Source organism: Acinetobacter sp. YH01008 (assembly GCF_013420435.1).
GTDB lineage: Bacteria > Pseudomonadota > Gammaproteobacteria > Pseudomonadales > Moraxellaceae > Acinetobacter > Acinetobacter pseudolwoffii.
The window spans coordinates 176,050-192,530 of sequence record NZ_VOYD01000001.1; the positions used below are offsets into that span (position 1 = coordinate 176,050).

At 45.8% G+C, this 16,481-nt stretch carries 15 protein-coding genes; 6 read left to right on the forward strand and 9 right to left on the reverse strand.

Annotated features, from left to right (window positions below):
* Positions 1–4 precede the first annotated feature (4 nt).
* From FTT75_RS00860 to FTT75_RS00870, 3 genes are all read left to right on the forward strand, one after another.
* Positions 5–628 carry an MgtC/SapB family protein gene (locus FTT75_RS00860; protein WP_005097799.1) on the forward strand — a complete coding sequence of 208 codons (624 nt, stop codon included), beginning with the start codon at positions 5–7 and terminating at the stop codon, positions 626–628.
* Between the two features lie 84 nt (positions 629–712).
* The gene (locus tag FTT75_RS00865) at positions 713–1,051 is read left to right on the forward strand and encodes an FKBP-type peptidyl-prolyl cis-trans isomerase (protein WP_005097798.1); all 339 of its coding nucleotides are present in this window, start codon (positions 713–715) and stop codon (positions 1,049–1,051) included.
* A 229-nt stretch (positions 1,052–1,280) separates the two neighbouring features.
* Positions 1,281–3,083: a diguanylate cyclase gene (locus FTT75_RS00870; protein WP_180001665.1), complete on the forward strand. Its 1,803-nt coding sequence runs from the start codon at positions 1,281–1,283 to the stop codon at positions 3,081–3,083.
* Here FTT75_RS00870 and FTT75_RS00875 read toward each other — a convergent pair.
* On the reverse strand, positions 3,080–3,547 hold the full coding sequence (locus FTT75_RS00875; protein WP_081273089.1) for a GNAT family N-acetyltransferase: 468 nt from the start codon (positions 3,545–3,547) through the stop codon (positions 3,080–3,082). The two genes, FTT75_RS00870 and FTT75_RS00875, sit on opposite strands and share 4 nt — an antisense overlap.
* 371 nt (positions 3,548–3,918) lie before the next feature.
* On the opposite strand from FTT75_RS00875, the gene FTT75_RS00880 reads away from it, so the two are divergent.
* Positions 3,919–4,404, forward strand: coding sequence for a hypothetical protein (locus FTT75_RS00880; protein ID WP_100329115.1), 486 nt, complete (start codon positions 3,919–3,921; stop codon positions 4,402–4,404).
* Positions 4,405–4,457: 53 nt separating this feature from the next.
* Here the strand turns inward: FTT75_RS00880 and FTT75_RS00885 are convergent, their stop codons facing one another.
* Positions 4,458–5,342 carry an alpha/beta fold hydrolase gene (locus FTT75_RS00885; protein ID WP_180185797.1) on the reverse strand — a complete coding sequence of 295 codons (885 nt, stop codon included), beginning with the start codon at positions 5,340–5,342 and terminating at the stop codon, positions 4,458–4,460.
* Positions 5,343–5,512: 170 nt separating this feature from the next.
* Between FTT75_RS00885 and FTT75_RS00890 the strand changes: the two genes are divergently transcribed.
* Both FTT75_RS00890 and FTT75_RS00895 read left to right on the forward strand, forming a co-directional pair.
* Positions 5,513–5,788, forward strand: a complete 276-nt coding sequence (locus tag FTT75_RS00890) for a hypothetical protein (protein ID WP_005097790.1) — start codon at positions 5,513–5,515, stop codon at positions 5,786–5,788.
* Positions 5,789–5,935: 147 nt separating this feature from the next.
* Positions 5,936–6,433: a DUF2505 family protein gene (locus FTT75_RS00895; protein ID WP_005097789.1), complete on the forward strand. Its 498-nt coding sequence runs from the start codon at positions 5,936–5,938 to the stop codon at positions 6,431–6,433.
* A 280-nt stretch (positions 6,434–6,713) separates the two neighbouring features.
* Here the strand turns inward: FTT75_RS00895 and FTT75_RS00900 are convergent, their stop codons facing one another.
* The 7 genes from FTT75_RS00900 to FTT75_RS00930 all read right to left on the reverse strand — a co-directional run bounded on the left by FTT75_RS00900 (position 6,714) and on the right by FTT75_RS00930 (position 16,466).
* A complete protein-coding gene (locus tag FTT75_RS00900; protein ID WP_005097787.1) occupies positions 6,714–7,232 on the reverse strand; it encodes a YbjQ family protein in 519 nt (172 codons plus the stop codon).
* 3 nt (positions 7,233–7,235) lie between these two features.
* On the reverse strand, positions 7,236–7,592 hold the full coding sequence (locus tag FTT75_RS00905; RefSeq protein ID WP_005097785.1) for a YbjQ family protein: 357 nt from the start codon (positions 7,590–7,592) through the stop codon (positions 7,236–7,238).
* A 106-nt stretch (positions 7,593–7,698) separates the two neighbouring features.
* Positions 7,699–9,171, reverse strand: a complete 1,473-nt coding sequence (gene adeK, locus FTT75_RS00910; protein ID WP_005097784.1) for a multidrug efflux RND transporter AdeIJK outer membrane channel subunit AdeK — start codon at positions 9,169–9,171, stop codon at positions 7,699–7,701.
* Positions 9,171–12,347, reverse strand: a complete 3,177-nt coding sequence (locus FTT75_RS00915; protein ID WP_180185798.1) for an efflux RND transporter permease subunit — start codon at positions 12,345–12,347, stop codon at positions 9,171–9,173. Before FTT75_RS00915 ends, adeK begins: the two co-directional genes overlap by 1 nt.
* Before the next feature lie 13 nt (positions 12,348–12,360).
* Positions 12,361–13,626 (reverse strand): efflux RND transporter periplasmic adaptor subunit, encoded by a 1,266-nt coding sequence (locus FTT75_RS00920; protein WP_034608437.1) that lies wholly within the window; start codon positions 13,624–13,626, stop codon positions 12,361–12,363.
* Between the two features lie 35 nt (positions 13,627–13,661).
* Positions 13,662–14,264, reverse strand: a complete 603-nt coding sequence (locus tag FTT75_RS00925) for a phosphatase PAP2 family protein (protein WP_005097780.1) — start codon at positions 14,262–14,264, stop codon at positions 13,662–13,664.
* A 159-nt stretch (positions 14,265–14,423) separates the two neighbouring features.
* Positions 14,424–16,466: a site-specific recombinase gene (locus FTT75_RS00930; protein ID WP_034608441.1), complete on the reverse strand. Its 2,043-nt coding sequence runs from the start codon at positions 16,464–16,466 to the stop codon at positions 14,424–14,426.
* Between the last annotated feature and the right edge of the window lie 15 nt (positions 16,467–16,481).

Below are 16,481 nucleotides of genomic sequence, written 5' to 3' on the forward strand. Positions count from 1 at the left end.
TGTCATGTACCATGAACTTTATGATTTACTGCTGGCCGTCGCGATCGGGGCCATTATTGGTGCAGAGCGTGAATATCACAGTAAATCTGCCGGACTGCGTACCATGATCATGGTCAGTCTCAGCTCCTGTCTGTTTACTATCATTTCCCTGAAAATAGGCGTGGAAAATCCTGACCGGCTGGCGGCCAATGTCCTGACGGGGCTAGGCTTTTTAGGGGCAGGGGTCATTCTCAAAGATGAGAACCGTATTTCAGGAATTACCACGGCCACCACCATCTGGATGACCGCAGCACTGGGCATGGCAGCCGGTGCGGGTTATGAAATCCTGAGTATCTGGGCCACTTTAATGGTCATGGTGGTGCTGGTTCTACTGATGTATGTACAGCGCGGGATCGAGTCGCTGAATCAGGAACGTAATTACGAAATTGTCTGTCCTTTTGAGAAACATGAGCTCAACCATTATGAATCGCTTTTCAAACAATATAAGCTAAAAGTCATGCATTCTTCACAGCGCAAGGTTGAGCAGCAGATTAGCGGAAGATGGGTGCTGATGGGATCGGCCAAAAACCATCAAAAACTCACCCTGCATTTACTCAATGATCAGAATATTCAGGAACTCAGCTTTTAATCCATCAAGGACTAAAGCCTAAAAAAATCAATCAATCCGGTTTATACTGGTTCTTGAATTTATGCCAATCTCAGGTAAATAAGCATGATTAACGAACTTGAAATTATTGATTTAAAAGTAGGCGAAGGGAAAGAGGCGGTAAAAGGCGCGCTGATTACCACACACTATACCGGCTGGCTAGAAGATGGAACCAAGTTTGATTCATCGATTGATCGCGGTAATTATTTTGAAACCGTGATCGGAACAGGCCGTGTGATCAAAGGTTGGGATCAGGGCATTTTGGGCATGAAAGTGGGCGGTAAACGTAAACTGCTAGTGCCGGCACATTTGGCCTATGGCGAACGTAAAATGGGCAAAGTGATTCCAGCCAATTCAGACCTGATTTTTGAAATTGAACTGTTTGATGTAAAAACACGTGATTAATTCATTGAAATAAGATTCATTCAGTATCATGAGTGAATGCTGATCGGGAGAAGTCTCAGTATTGGGGGCTTCTTCCGATAAACTACAAAAAAATATTTGAACTCCCTGATATTCCAAGTAGATTATAAGAAGAATAAAGCTCTTTTTCAGGAAACTACTGTCTTTGCAAAACGTGATAAGGAATGTCTATTTTGTAATGTGGGTTTGGGCCATAAGCTGGGGCATCTTGATGAGCACTTCAGTATCTGCCCAGATCGCTGCCACATCCCCCGGGGTGCAGCAGCAGTTCCGTGATCATATCTCTGAAATTCATTTTAGCGAACACAGCAGCAGCCCTTTGCAGGGGAAATGGTTATTTTATCCGAGCCAGTTTATTGTCCAGCCAAGTTCCGTACTGTTATCAAAAACAGTGGAATTGCCGGCTTCTTTTAAAATACTGACCAACTCAAATATTGGTTATGGCACATTTATTAGCCATTATAAAATTCCTAAAGAATTTATCGGACGCCGGATTGCCATTCGGATTCCTGCTCAATATGGCGCTTATCGGGTCTATGTAAATGGCGAGTTTATTGTCCGGCTTGGGCAAATCAGTAAAACACCTGAACAGCAGATCACTGAAAAAGCCCCCCGGATTGGCTATTTCGTTGCAGACAGTGAATACATTACCTTAAGCATTCAGGCCTCGAATTACACTCATTTGCATGGAGGGCTGGAACGCCCAATGCAGATTGGGGTCGCAGGTACAGTCAATCGTCAATTCCAGCAGTTGATGATGAGTATTGCCATGGCCTGTGGCGCAGTACTCGGGGTGGGTGTTTTCAATATCCTGTTTTCAATATTTCGAGGATCGAAAGAGCGTAATAGCAAAAGCATTTTTGTGTTTGGCTGTTTTATTATCTTTCTGGCCCTGCATAATATGTTTTCAGCGCCCTATGCCTATTCGGTATTTACCAATATCGACTGGTTATGGGGAACACGTTTAGAGTATCTGTTTACGTTTCTGGCGGTATTGTTTTTCCTCAGTTATATGCATCTGTTTAATCAGCGCTATTTAAAACCGCTGATTTATTATATTGCGATCGTCTTATTGATTTTGAATATCAGTGTGACGCTATTTTCTACCCCCGAGTTATTTGAACGTCTTGCGCTCTATAGTGCGATTTATGGTCTGGTGATTATTGGGAATTTTATGTACGGGTTTTATCAGACCCTACGTGATAAGCAACCGTATTCACGCCTGAATCTGTTTGCCATTATTTTCTTGTGTCTGACATTTTTAAATGACTATCTCTTGCTGATTAATGTTATTCAAACCACACATTTGTCTTTCATTTCCACCAGTTTATATGCCTTGTTGATTATGTTTCAGCAGTCTAGACACTATGCGCATCAAACTTATCAGACAGAACAGCTAAATTTTAACCTCATCGAGCTCAACAGTTCGCTTGATCAAAAAGTCAAAGAACGTACCCAGCAACTGCATCAACTGAATGCCAAACTGGAACATCAGATGAAGATTGATGCGCTGACCGGTGCTTTTAACCGGCGTGCTTTAAATAGTGAAATCCAGCAGAAGTTTTTGCAAAGCCAGCAACATTCACATGCCACACTGCTTTTTGCCATGCTGGATGTTGATTATTTTAAAAATTATAATGATCATTATGGCCATTTAAAGGGTGATGAGATTCTACAAAACCTGGTTAAGGTGATTCAGGCCAGCTTGCCTCAATCGGGTTATCTGGCGCGTTATGGCGGGGAGGAATTTGCCATTCTGCTTGGTGATATACCGATTCAGGTTGCCCTGCAATATCTGGAACGTGTCATTCAGCAGATTCGGGAACAACAATTTGAACATCTAAACCGGCCGGATGGCAAAGCCTGGATCACGGTCAGTGTGGGCGCGGCTTGGATAAGCCCACAACATCAATATGCCGATATTCATGCCTTGATGAAAGCTGCAGATGTACAGCTGTATCTGGCCAAACACACCGGGCGTGATCAATTAAACTTTGAGCAGGGCGCGGATTAAAAAACGTATTTATACAGATATGATCCATCATCTTGTGAATGTGCAGGGCTGGAATCAAATCCACATCGCTGATAATAGCTGAGGGCTGTTTGAGTCGACTTGACTGCAATCTGATAGATTTTTTTCTCTACTAATGCTGCATGCATTTGATTAAATAATTCGGTGCCAAATCCAAGCCTCTGGCAATGTGGGGCGACATAATGCATCCGGATTTCTCCAGTATCACTGACCAATAAAAACCCGACTACTTTGTCGTGCACAAGGCAAACCCAACAATCGTTATAAAGCATATCGACAATCAGGCTGGCATGATCAAATTTTTCCAGCCAGCTTTGGATGCGACTGTCCTCACGTTGATGATCTAAAACACAAGATTGAATACTATCATGAATCACCTGAATAATTTGAGGTATATCCTGAATCTTCCCTTCACGAATCACCATGTTATTCATTTTCTCGAACATTTACAGGAAGGCTTCATTGGAAGAGAAATGCAGGTTGAAACAAAATAACAATCTTGTAGTTTTTTGAGAGGATTTTCTTAAAAACCAGTAGGTGAAGATAACTTATGTTGCTGATCTGTCGGTTTTGTTTATCTGATTTTCTAGAATCAACGCTTCTCAGGAGCGGGTGCTAAAATTTACAGCAAGCTTTGCTAGAATCGCCGTGCTTACTTTAAATCCCCATAAAATCGAGGCAAGGATGCCATCATCGAAATAGTGCAGGAGTTTGCACTGTCTAAAAAATAGACGTATGCTAGGTGTTAGGCCATTATTCAAATGAATATGAAGTGCTCGGTAATAAAAATAAAATCAGCCACACGAGATGATCTACTATGTTTAAATTGTTGCTCTTGCTGTGTATTTTTTTGCTGTTCAATGCCGCCTGGATCGTGGGGCGGAAAATTTATAAAACCCAGTCTTATCTCTCTGCGCAGCGTGCAGAAAAACCTGAACAAATTGCCAGTATTTCAGAACATGTCATGACCACGCATGAGAAACAGGTGCATCTGGTTGATGCTTATGAACTGGAACTGTTTGATGATGTGGCTCAGCTGTTTTTTCAGCGTCATGTAGCTATTCAGGACAGGGCACAGGCAGAGCAGTTACAGCAGGAAATCTTGCAAAAAATGCCTATGCAAAGCAGTACACAAATTCGTCAGATGGATTTAGGGGAGTGGTCGATTTTCTGGAATTTTTACCATCAGTCACTGGAATATTATGTCGGCCGCTATGGCGTGTTTTATACGCATGTCGACCGTTTTGGCCAAGAGCATCGTCAGGAAATTCGTACCGATCTTTTACAGTCAGATTGTGCTTGATCTCTCTGCTCAGGAAGCTTGTAAGTTTTGCAGGAAACGATAGGCGTTAAACATCAGGCTGCATATTTAAGCCGATGTAATTCGGAAAAGGTATTTAAGGCATCTTGCCAGATTTTTTCTGCCCCCTGACGGAAATAGCCCATATGACCAATGTCCTTTAAACCATAATCTTCAGCTTTAAGATCAATATAATGCACGTTTGCCTGACGGTAATATTGCATAAAAGCATGTCTGGAATTAGGCAGGGCCCAAGCATCATCGAGAGCAGCAACCGCATAAATCGGAGTACTTACCGCAGCATAACGTAGGTGTAAGTCTTTCAAATCCGGATCGGCAAAGAAATAGGTCGGATATTTGCACCACTTACGCCACTGATCATAGACATCACGTGGCAAGTCTGCACCCATGTTAAATTTGCTCCATGGCAAATAGCCGGTGATTGCTACAAGTGGAGGGAAAACAATATTCCAGATCATCTGAACCTTGATTTTTTCCTTGAGTGGCATATAACCATGCCAGCCGGCGCCTGTGCCATAACAGTACATCGCTTCGATGCGGTCATGATGTTTACACAGACCTAATGCCTGACCTCCATAGGAATGGCCAATCATATAAATATCCAGTCCTGTCCGGCCCAAATATTCAATTGCCGCACTCAGGTCATATTCTCCCCAGTCCAGATAAGACATTTTAAAGCCTTTGAGCTGTTTCGGTGCGGAAGCGGCCACCCCTCGATAATCGAAGGTCAGCACCTGAAAACCGGCATGAGTTGCATATTCTGCAAAACGGCGATAAAACGCTTGCGGTACTCCCGTCGCACAGGCAACGACAATATTGGCCTTCGCCACAGACGGTGTCCGGTAGAGTTTGCCACTTAAGCTATAACCATCTTCTGCCAGAAACTGGACACTTTCTACCTGCATTTTTCCCTGCACCATGAGTATATCCTTCGTTATATTGGATGAGATCTTGTTTTTTGTGCGCTAGCTTATGTTTAATCCAATAATGGGCCAGATGTCAAAACTCGGCAGTCGTATAGCGAGAAGAACCCTTTAAACATATATGAAGATCGCTGCGCTATCATCATGTCTAAACAGGGGGAAATAGTATGATTATTGATTTTCAGCAGGCGCAATTACAGAAGTTTATGGCTCTGGCAATGAAGATCGAAGCGCAGCCTGAACTGTATGTGCAGTTTGATTCGGTTTCAGACTTTTATAAAGCAGACTGGTTGCAGGATTTTCCAAACGGAACCACATGGTATGTGTCCGGTTTAGACGATGGCGCCGATGAATTTCATGTCGTGATTGACTATGCCACAGCGCAGCTACAGATCAGTTGTGGCCAGACACAGTTGTCTGCAAAACTATCTTGCACAGATTGACCGAATTGCCGCTATTTCCCGATAAAAGAATAATGACAGATGCTATAAAGTTGATATAAATTGCAGAATCATCTCTGTGTTTGGTTTTATTTGCGATAGTCCGGAGTGACCTAAGCGAATAATGCAATAAAAATAAGGAAAAATAGCATGGCACATCAGTTCACTGTGAAAGCAATTATCAATGGCGTGTCTATTGATGAATTTAAACGTCTGGCCAATGATATTCGTTTGCATGAGGCAGTCTGTCATCGAATTCCTGCGCAAAATTTAGAAATTCTGGTCTCGGAAAAGCAGGGGCATATGTATACCTTGAAACGTGCCTATAATCTGGATGTCAACATCCCGGATATGGCAAAAAAATTACTCAAGGATGCATTCCGTTTGCAGCGTACCGATATCAGCGATCTGAATCAAATGACATCGACGGTACAACTCGGGGCAAATTTACCGATCGAGGCGACCTGTCAGCGTGCAGTCACTGGAGATGAAGACCAGATCCAGTTTCAGCTCAACTGGACAGTAAAGGTCAAAGTGCCGTTGCTCGGCGGTATGCTGGAAAAGCATGCAGAAGGCGAGATTCGTAAATTTAGTGAAATTGAACTCAGTATCGTTGAAGATGAATTACGCAAGAGCCTAACAGCCTGAATTAGTGCACCCATCTCGTTCACCAATATTTAAAAAGGGCACTTTTAAGCTGGGTGGTGGCGGTCAATTCGGCAATGTATAGCCATTTAGCTTGCTGCCGTTCTCTAAGCAATGCGGCTTAAGACGTAGAAAAATAATAAGGCAATACAGATGGGATTGAGTGCCGTTTGATCGACTGAAGAAACGGCATCATATTATTTATATTTATGCCGCTAACTTTGAGCTTAATCACTTCTTCTATGATATTGCATCGCCAGTCGATAAGCGAGTTGATCCACATTCAGTAATTATCTGCGCGTACTGCGCAACATGAGCTAACCATCTGCATGCTATTGTTTGTATAGATATTTTTGATTGGTGAAACAGATTGCTGAATTGCAGTGCCATAAGCAAAGACTTCGACCATACCGCCTTGCATGCCCAGTTCCGTAGTGCTCAGCCGAATCCCCATAATCTGGGTGGCTCCGATTCTTTCAGCTTCAAGTTTTAAACGTACAATCGCCTCACGCCGTGCCCGCTCTACCACGCTTTCATAGCTGGTCAAACGACCTCCCAACATGTTCTGCACATTGGCAATTGCGTATTTAAAATAATCATGGGAAATGACCACATTACTGCTGATCATCTGTCCGGAATGTTCAGATAAGATAAAGCGGCTGTTGTTGACCTGGATATAAGCCAGTCGTTGTTCCTGTTCGTCTAGATAACGAAAATGTTTGCGTTCATTATAACGACCAAAGCCAAAACCGACGCTAAACAGAATGACAAAAATGACGATCTGAAAAATTAAACCGTCCATGAATTATTCTGCCTGTGGAAAAGGGTCGGGTAATTTTGGCATGACTGGATCAACAATGACCGCCGTTCCATAGACAAACAGTTCAGAGGCGCCTTGGGCAATATTGGAGGTCGAGAAACGAATACCGACAATCGCATTGGCACCCATGCTACGGGCTTTTTCAACCATCCGGTTCATCGCTTCCTGACGGGATTCTTCCAGCAGCTCGGTATAAGCAGTAAGCTCACCCCCGACAATATTTTTCAGGCCAGCGAGTAAATCACGCCCGACATGTTTGCTGCGTACCGTACTGCCATAAACCACATCAATTTGTTGGCGAATAGTATGTCCCGGTACAGATTCCAGATTGCTAAGTAACATGCGTATGTTTTCTAAATAAATTGCTGGTCTATGACAATAGGAAAACTGCCTTGAAAATGCAATAAAAAAGCCCACCGAAGTGAGCTTTTCTTTTTCTATTTTAAATCTATTTCGCCTGCTGTTCTGCTGCGCGGCGTTGTTCAGTCACGGACGGCTGATTCGGCAGGGTATCCGTGGTATTGACTTTTAAGCCTCCGCCGAGGGTCTTGTAGACTTCAACCTGATTGTTCAAGTTGGCCTGTTCAAGCAAGAGCAAGCCTTGTTCTGCGGCATAAGAGGCACGCTGTGCATCCAGTACCGTCAGATAGCTGTCAATCCCGGCGCGAAAACGTGCCTGCGACAGGCGATAGGTGGTATTGGTGGCTTCTACCAGACGGCGCTGTGCAGCAATTCGATCACCAATGTTTTGGCGAACTGCTAGCGCATCATTTACTTCACGAAAAGCGGCTTGAATCGACTTTTCGTAATCTGATAATGCAATTTGCTGATCGGTTTCAGAAATCTGGATATTGGCCTGACGGGTACCCCAATCGAAAATTGGAATATCCAGACTTGGGCCAAAGGACCAGCCAAAACTGCCTGATTTAAACAGATCGCCTAAATCGGTCGATGCATAACCTGCTGAACCGGTCAAACTGATGGTCGGGAACAGGCGTGCGCGTGCTGCTGCAATATTGGCACCCGCTGCAGACAGACGATACTCGGCAGCGCGTACATCTGGACGGTTAATCAGCAGATCACTTGGCAAGCCTGCACCCAGTGCCGTATTGGACGTGATGCGGGTTACGCGTTGTGCCGGCAATAAAGTCGCAGGCACTTGCTGACCGACCAGCAGGTTTAACAGGTTTTGTGCCTGTGCCACCTGAGTGCGGTAATTCGCGACATCATTGCGTGCCGTTTCGACGGAAATCTGGGCCTGACGCACAGGAAGTTCGCTGTCGATCCCGACATCAAAACGTTTCTTGTTCAGGTTAAACGATTCAAGCTGTGCTTTTAGCGTTTGTTCAGCCAAAGCCAGATTGGCATTGGCAAATGAATAGCTGAGCCAGGCTTGAGACACCTGACCAATCAGTGCAATTTGCGTCGCATCTCGCGCACTTTGAGTCGCCAGGAAGTTATCCAGTGCATTGTCACTTAAGCTACGTACACGCCCCCAAAAGTCCAGCTCAAATGCGGTTACACCCAGACCTACATTATAGGTGGTTACAGCACCGCGGCTTTGAGGATTGCTACTGCCCGTGTCTTGACGTAACACGCTGCCACTGGCACCAATGGTCGGTAACTGATTGTTTTCAGTAATCTGATACTGTTGCTGGGCGCGTTGAATATTCAGGGCAGCAGTGCGCAGATCACGGTTATTGTTTAATGCCAGATCGAGCACCTGTAACAGGCGCTGATCGGCAAAAAAGTTTTTATAACCTTGTTCTGCTACAGAAGTACCAGACGCATTGGTATAGCTGCTCGGGATATTTGCCTGTGCAACCGGCTCTGGACCACGCATGCTTTGACAGGCTGTCAAAGCAAGCGCAAGGGCAGATACCGCAATGCTACGACCTGTAATAGACCATACATTTTGCATTACGACTTATACTCCTGATTTTGTTGTTTTGGTTTGTATTTAAAGATACTTCGAATCCACACGTAGAATACCGGGATAAAGAAGATACCTAACAAGGTCGAGCTGATCACGCCACCAAGTACACCATAACCGACTGAGTGCTGACTACCTGCACCTGCACCTGAAGCCAGGGCAAGCGGCAATACACCAAAACCAAAGGCCAAAGTGGTCATGATAATTGGACGTAAACGCATTTTCGCCGCATGCAAGGTTGCTTCGAATAAATCTTCACCTTGCTCTTGTAGCTCTTTCGCAAATTCCACGATCAAGATCGCATTTTTCGCAGAAAGACCAATCACGGCAATGATCGCCACCTGGAAGTAAATGTTATTCGACAGGTTCGGGTTTTGCAGCAGCACCATCCCGCCATAAGTCATGAGCAATGCACCGACGATACCCAATGGCACCACCAGCAGAACCGAGAACGGAATCGACCAGCTTTCATACAGGGCTGCCAGACACAGGAATACGATCAGGAGTGACAGGGCATACAGGAACGGCGCCTGTGCACCAGATTCACGTTCTTCCAAAGACAGACCGGTCCATTCGAAGTCAAAGCCGGTTAAGCCCATTTCTGGTAACTTCGCCGCAATTTCTTCCATGGCCACCATGGCATCACCCGAACTGATTCCCGGAGCCGGTGTACCTTGAATGTTCATCGACGATACGCCGTTATAACGTTCAAGACGTGGTGAACCATAGGTCCATTCGCCTGTGGCAAAGGCCGAGAAAGGCACCATTTCACCGCGATTATTACGCACATACCACTGGTCCAGATCTTCCGGCATCATACGTGAGCCAGCTTCACCCTGAACATATACCTTCTTGACCCGACCGCGATCAATGAAGTCATTGATGTACGAACCGCCCCAAGCAATACCCATAGTACTGTTAATTTCGGCAACGCTGACACCCAGTGCACCGGCTTGTGCATGATCAACAATGACACGGTACTGTGGATTATCTTCCTGACCATTTGGACGCACACCTGCCAGACGCGAGTCTTGTGCTGCCAGGCCCAGAACCGCATTACGTGCTGCCAGAAGCTGGTCATGACTTTGACCACCTGCCGCCTTAAGCTGTAAGTTAAAGCCAGCCGACACACCCAGTTCAGGCATTGCAGGTAATTGCAGTGGCATGATGTAAGACGCATCTTTAACAATCATGTTTAGCGCCATACCACGCTGGATAATGGCACCGACTTGAGATTCCGGACTAGTACGTTCTGACCAGTCTCTCAGTTTAATAAAGGCCAGACCTGCGTTTTGTCCCACACCGGTAAAGGAGAAACCTGCCACACTAAACACCGACTCGACATGATCTTTCTCGTTTTCCAAGAAATAGTTGGTCATGGTGTTGACCACTTTGTCGGTACGTTCCAGGGTAGCATTTGGCGGTAGCTGAACCAGCGCCATAACCACACCCTGATCTTCATCCGGCAGGAATGAAGACGGCAGTTTCTGGAACAGCAGCACGATAACACCCAGCACTACTGCATAGACAATGCCTGAGAAAATCTTGCTGTGGGTCATGCGATTTACGCCGCCCTGATATTTCACCGCCACATTGTCAAAGCTGCGGTTAAACCAGCGGAAGAAGCGGGCAAAGATACCGTTACTTTGCGGCTTGTTCGGATCATGCTGTTTCAGCAAGGTCGCACACAGGGCAGGGGTAAAGGTTAATGCCACTATCAGCGACAAGACCATTGCTGTGACCAGCGTAATCGAGAACTGACGATAAATAACCCCGGTGGTTCCACCGAAGAATGCCATAGGAACGAATACTGCTGACAGCACCGAGGTAATACCAATCAGTGCGCCAGAAATCTGTTTCATCGACTTTTCAGTCGCAGAAACCGGATCCAGATGCTCTTCCACCATGACCCGTTCTACGTTCTCGACCACAACAATGGCATCATCGACCAGAAGACCGATCGCCAGCACCATGGCAAACATGGTCAGGGTATTAATCGAGAAGCCGAAGACGTTAATCACGGCAAAGGTACCCAAGACCACCACTGGAACGGCCATGGTTGGAATGATCGTGGCACGCCAGTTCTGCAAGAACAGGAACATGACCAGGAACACCAGGATAATCGCTTCGATCAGCGTTTTGACTACGCTCTTGATCGACAGTTCAATAAATGGTGTTGTATCAAAGGCCAGTTGATCGACCATGCCTTGCGGATAGTTCGGACGTAACTGTTCTAAGCGTTCTTCAACCGCTTTTGCTGTATCAAGCGCGTTAGCACCTGTGGCAAGTTTAATTGCCACACCACCAGCCGGTTTGCCATTAAATTTCGAATCAAACTGATAGTTATCTGCACCGAGTTCCACCCGTGCAACATCACCCAGACGAACTTGCGCGCCCGAAGTGGTATTTTTTAGGAAGATATTGCTGAACTGTTCTGGGGTTTGTAACAGGCTTTGAGCCGTTACGGTTGCATTCAGCACTTGACCTTCAACAGCAGGAGCACCACCAAGCTGACCGACCGCAACCTGTGCGTTCTGGGTGCGAATTGCAGTCGCAATATCGCTCGGTGTTACTTGCAGGCTGGCCATTTTGGCCGGATCTAGCCAGATGCGCATCGCATAAGAGCCACCAAAGACCTGAACTTCACCAACCCCGGCCACACGGCTTAAAGGTTCAGAAATATTCGAGTTGACATAGTCTTTGATGTCATCGGCGGTCAGGCTGCCATCAGGTGAATAGAAAGCCAATACCTGAAGGAAGCTGGCACCGGATTTGGTGACACGCACACCCTGACGCTGTACATCTTCGGGAAGAAGTGCAGTGGCAGACTGTAATTTGTTCTGAACCTGAACCTGTGCGATATCAGGATCAACACCCTGGTCAAAGTTCAAGGAAATAGAAGAAGAACCGTTACCCGCGCTGTTAGACGAGATATAACGTAAGCCATCCATACCGTTCATCTGCTGCTCGATGATCTGGGTGACTGTATTTTCAACAGTTTCAGCAGATGCACCTGGATAAGTCGCAGAAATGGTCACGGTTGGCGGAGCAATCGTTGGATATTGTGCAATTGGCATTTTGCTGATGGTTAAAATACCGGCCAGCATGATAACCAATGCAATCACCCATGCAAAAATCGGGCGATGAATAAAGAATTGAGCCATGAACCATTACTCCTTATGCATTTGCAGCAGGTTTTTGTTCAGGTTGTTCTTTCTTTGCATCATCTGCCTTTTTCTCGCTTGCTGCAGGCTGTTGCGGTGCAGCACCTTGTGGCGCAGCAGCTTGAGGTTGATAAGGTTTAGCTACAACTTGCTGTTCAGGTTTCACTTTTGCAATCCCGTCCACAATCACTTTATCACCTGGATTCAGACCTTCAGTCACAATCCAGTTGTTGCCTTGAGAGCCGGTGGTCGTGACTGGACGTGGTGCCACTTTACCATCAGCACCGACCAGCATCGCCATTGCCTGACCTGTTGGAGTACGGGTCAACGCCGCTTGTGGGATCAGGAAGGCATTGGGCACTTCACCCTGTACGATTTGCGCAGTCGCAAACATACCTGGCAGGAGTAAATGGTTTTTGTTCGGGAATACCGCACGTAAAGTCACCGTACCTGTTTCCGGATTTACGCTGGCATCCGAAAATGCAAGACGGCCTTCAATCGGGTAGATGCTGCCATCTTCAAGCTTTAACTTCACTTTAGTGTTGTTTGAGCTATTCAAATCGCCTTTGTTGAGCTGCTGACGTAAACGTAAAAGCTCAGCACTGGACTGGTTGATATCCACATAAATTGGATCTAAACGCTGAATGGTAACCAATGGCTCTGGTTGATTCGCCGTCACTAATGCACCCGCAGTCACAGAGGAACGGTTGGTCTGGCCCGAGATCGGTGCACGTACAGTCGAATAGCCCAAGTTAATTTCGGCATTACGCAAGGTGGCACGGTTGGCATTCAGATCGGCTTCAGCCAGTTTGACCTGTGCCACGATGTCATCATATTCTTGTTTAGAAATGGCATTGGTTCCAACCAGCTGGCGGTAACGGCCTTCCTTCACACGTAATACACCCAGATTGGCTTCAGCACGGGCAATTGCTGCACGAGCATTATCCACGGTCGCACGGTTGGTGCTTGAATCGATTTCGTACAGAGCCTGACCTTCACGCACATAACTGCCTTCAGTGAACAAGCGTTTAAGCACCACACCACTGGCTTGCGGACGTACTTCTGAAATTTCAAATGCTGTTGTACGACCCGAGAGCTCTACAGACTGCTCTACACTTTGTGGTTGTGCAACAAGAACACCGACTTCAGTCGGTGGCATTTGTTGTTGAGCACCAGCTTGCTGGCCCTCTTTTGGATCTTTGCTACAACCAACAAGTGCAAGACTTGTTGCTAATGCGCAAGCAGTCAGGGCAGGTGCCCAAAGCTTTGCAGACATCATTGTTTCACCTCTATTAGATCTTTATCTAAATTTTCTTATTTGTGCGCCGCGCAATATCTGATCCAGACCATATACCACAACGAAATCCAAATAAAACTGATACTCCAGCCGGATATGACATCTGAAGGAAAATGTACGCCTAGATAAACTCTTGAAATCCCCATCATCAGCATCCATAAGCCTGCACCGATCATGATGATGGTAAAGCGAGAATGTTGCCGATACATGTAAATTGCCAGACAAGCCAGACATGCCGCATACAGACTATGCGCACTTGGAAAGGAACTTCCAAAACTTTCAACCAGATGCAAGGACTCTGGTGGTCGGGGTCGGGCAATTGCAAACTTTAACAGCCAAGCTAGGAGTATTCCTCCGATAATTCCGATACATATAAAAATTACGCTTGTATGCTTTTTATACCACAGCAAGGCAATACACCATAGTGTGGATAAAAATAATACAAATGGCATGCCACCTATCACTGATAAGGACAGAGTAATTCGATTCCAAAACTCGGTGCGATACAGACTCATCCACTCCACTGCGTGCAAATCAAGCTTGCTTAAAGCAGGGATATTCAGGATGAACACACTGAAAATTAAAAATAAAATACCGACAAAAAGTAACAAGTAATGCATGCCAAAAATCCTTGTCCCTTTAACCGTTCGCAGATCGGTTAATTGTCTGGAGTAGAAGTGTACTTGTCAGTACACTTTTTTTCAAGTGTGCGTATTTTATGCGAATTCCATTTTTTTAGTAAGGAATTTGTTGCTAAATATACTGTAATTGTCGCAGTTTTAAGATTTTGTCGATGTATGATTTTCGTCAATTTCAATGCTTTGCTTGGGTGGCCAGAAGAAATCACTTGGCCGGGTCAGGAAGTGAGTCATGACCAGTTTTGCCAACGGTTTCCACTGTTCAAAACGTACCCGTCGTGCACGTAAGGCCACAATAATGGTCAAACTGAAACTGACAAATAAGTTGGTCAGGCCAATCAACAACACACCGAGGAAAGACACCACAATCAAGCCAATATCCGGGCCATTAATATTGATCAGGCCCTGAATAAAGTTGGCCGAGGCAAAGGCAATATGACGGATATCGAGCGGCAACCCCAGAATAAAACCAATGGTGCCCATACTGCCGAGCATGATGCCAAACATGAAATTACCTGCCAGCGCTCCCAGATTACGTTCAATATAATCTGCAAACCGGTACAGCCGTTCCTGTCCCATCAATTGCGATAAACGTATATGGGCTTTCAGGCGGGGGCCTACTTTGCGGTAGACGGCCATGTTGTCAAAATAACCGGCCAATAACCCGGACAGGAACAGACATACCCCGGCAATTGCAGCATGCGGAATTGCCAAAGAGGTAAAGGGATTCAGGTCATGTAAGGTTTTGGTTGCCTTGGCATGATTCATTAAGGGTTCATGCAGAGCAACGTCCCACATTAAGGTAATCAATGCCGCCACCGGAATAGCAATCGAAATATTGCCCAGAATTGCCACAAACTGGGTACGGATAATATTCACAATCAGCGCAGCCAGCTCGGCAATTTGCGCCATTTTTGAGCCTTTGCGTTGCTGGACTGTGGCCGCCAGTGCAGCGGCTGTCATCGCTGGCTGTTTGGTCGCCACGGTAAAATGCAGCACATGAATCAGCATAAAACCCAGCGAATAATTCATGCTATAGCTAAAGGCCTGCATGAGAGGCGCCATGCTCAGGCGTGTCATCAGGATTTTCAGGGTGGCCATCGTCGCGATGATTGCACCTGCACCGGCGGCCGATTTGTACATGGCCAGAAAGCCTTTTTTGTCAGTACTGACATAGTGTTCGCCAGTTTTACTGGCATTCTCAGTCACCTGCAAGGCCAGGAGTTCACTGTTAGTCGCCAGCAGGGCACGTACACTGCGTTCGCTATAAATCGCTTCAGTGATATCTGCAATAAACAGGCCGATGGACTGGTAGCGTAGGTCATCCTCGTCCATGACCATGTTGAGCAGGATTTCAACCCGCTCCAGACACTGCTCTAGCAGTGCCAGCATATAGGTCAGACTCACACTGACCCCAATCCGTTTGGTAGAGCGGCGAATTTTTGCCACGACATCATGGCACTGTTCCAGCATGACCAGCGCTTGCGAAGCATCTGGCGGGGTGATCGAATCGACCAGCGTGACCGTGTTATAGCGTTTTTTGTATTCCTGAATAAATTCGTTAATCTCACGGTTCTGCACCAGAAAAGGAGATTCATATTCCATCAGTTCCGGCTGTGCATTAATAAATTCAGGATGCAGACCAATACCACTGATCCGATACGACAAAATGGTCAGTGCCTTGATCAGTTGATCTTTAATGCGGGTCTTTTCAGGCTGATTGGAGTGACCCTGATTGAGAACTGAAAATAAGCGTTGCCAGTCATCTTCATCAAAATAGTCGAGCCAGTATTTATCGGTCGGCTGATAAAAAACCTTGCGAAATAATTCTTGTAATTGCTGATGATCCGGAATAACTGGCAGGATATGCGCGCCAATACGCTGATTGAGCTGATTCCAGAAACCATCCAGAGACAAAATACCGGTATCGGAAAACAGACTGGTCTGTTTATAACGGTTAATGATCCGCAGGGTAAATGTCTGTAATGCTGAAACTGCATTCGGCGTCAATAATAAAGCTTGGATAAATGCATTGAACTTTGCTTCGATTTCTTCGGTATTTCTGCTGTCTTCCGGTCTGATTCTTTCAATCAGTTCAATGAGAAGATTTTCATCCAGCACCGCCTGAGGTTGCTCAAGCTGATGCTGCATGTTTTGGAAAAGATCAAGAAAATTAATATGCATAGGCGAGTTTAAAGA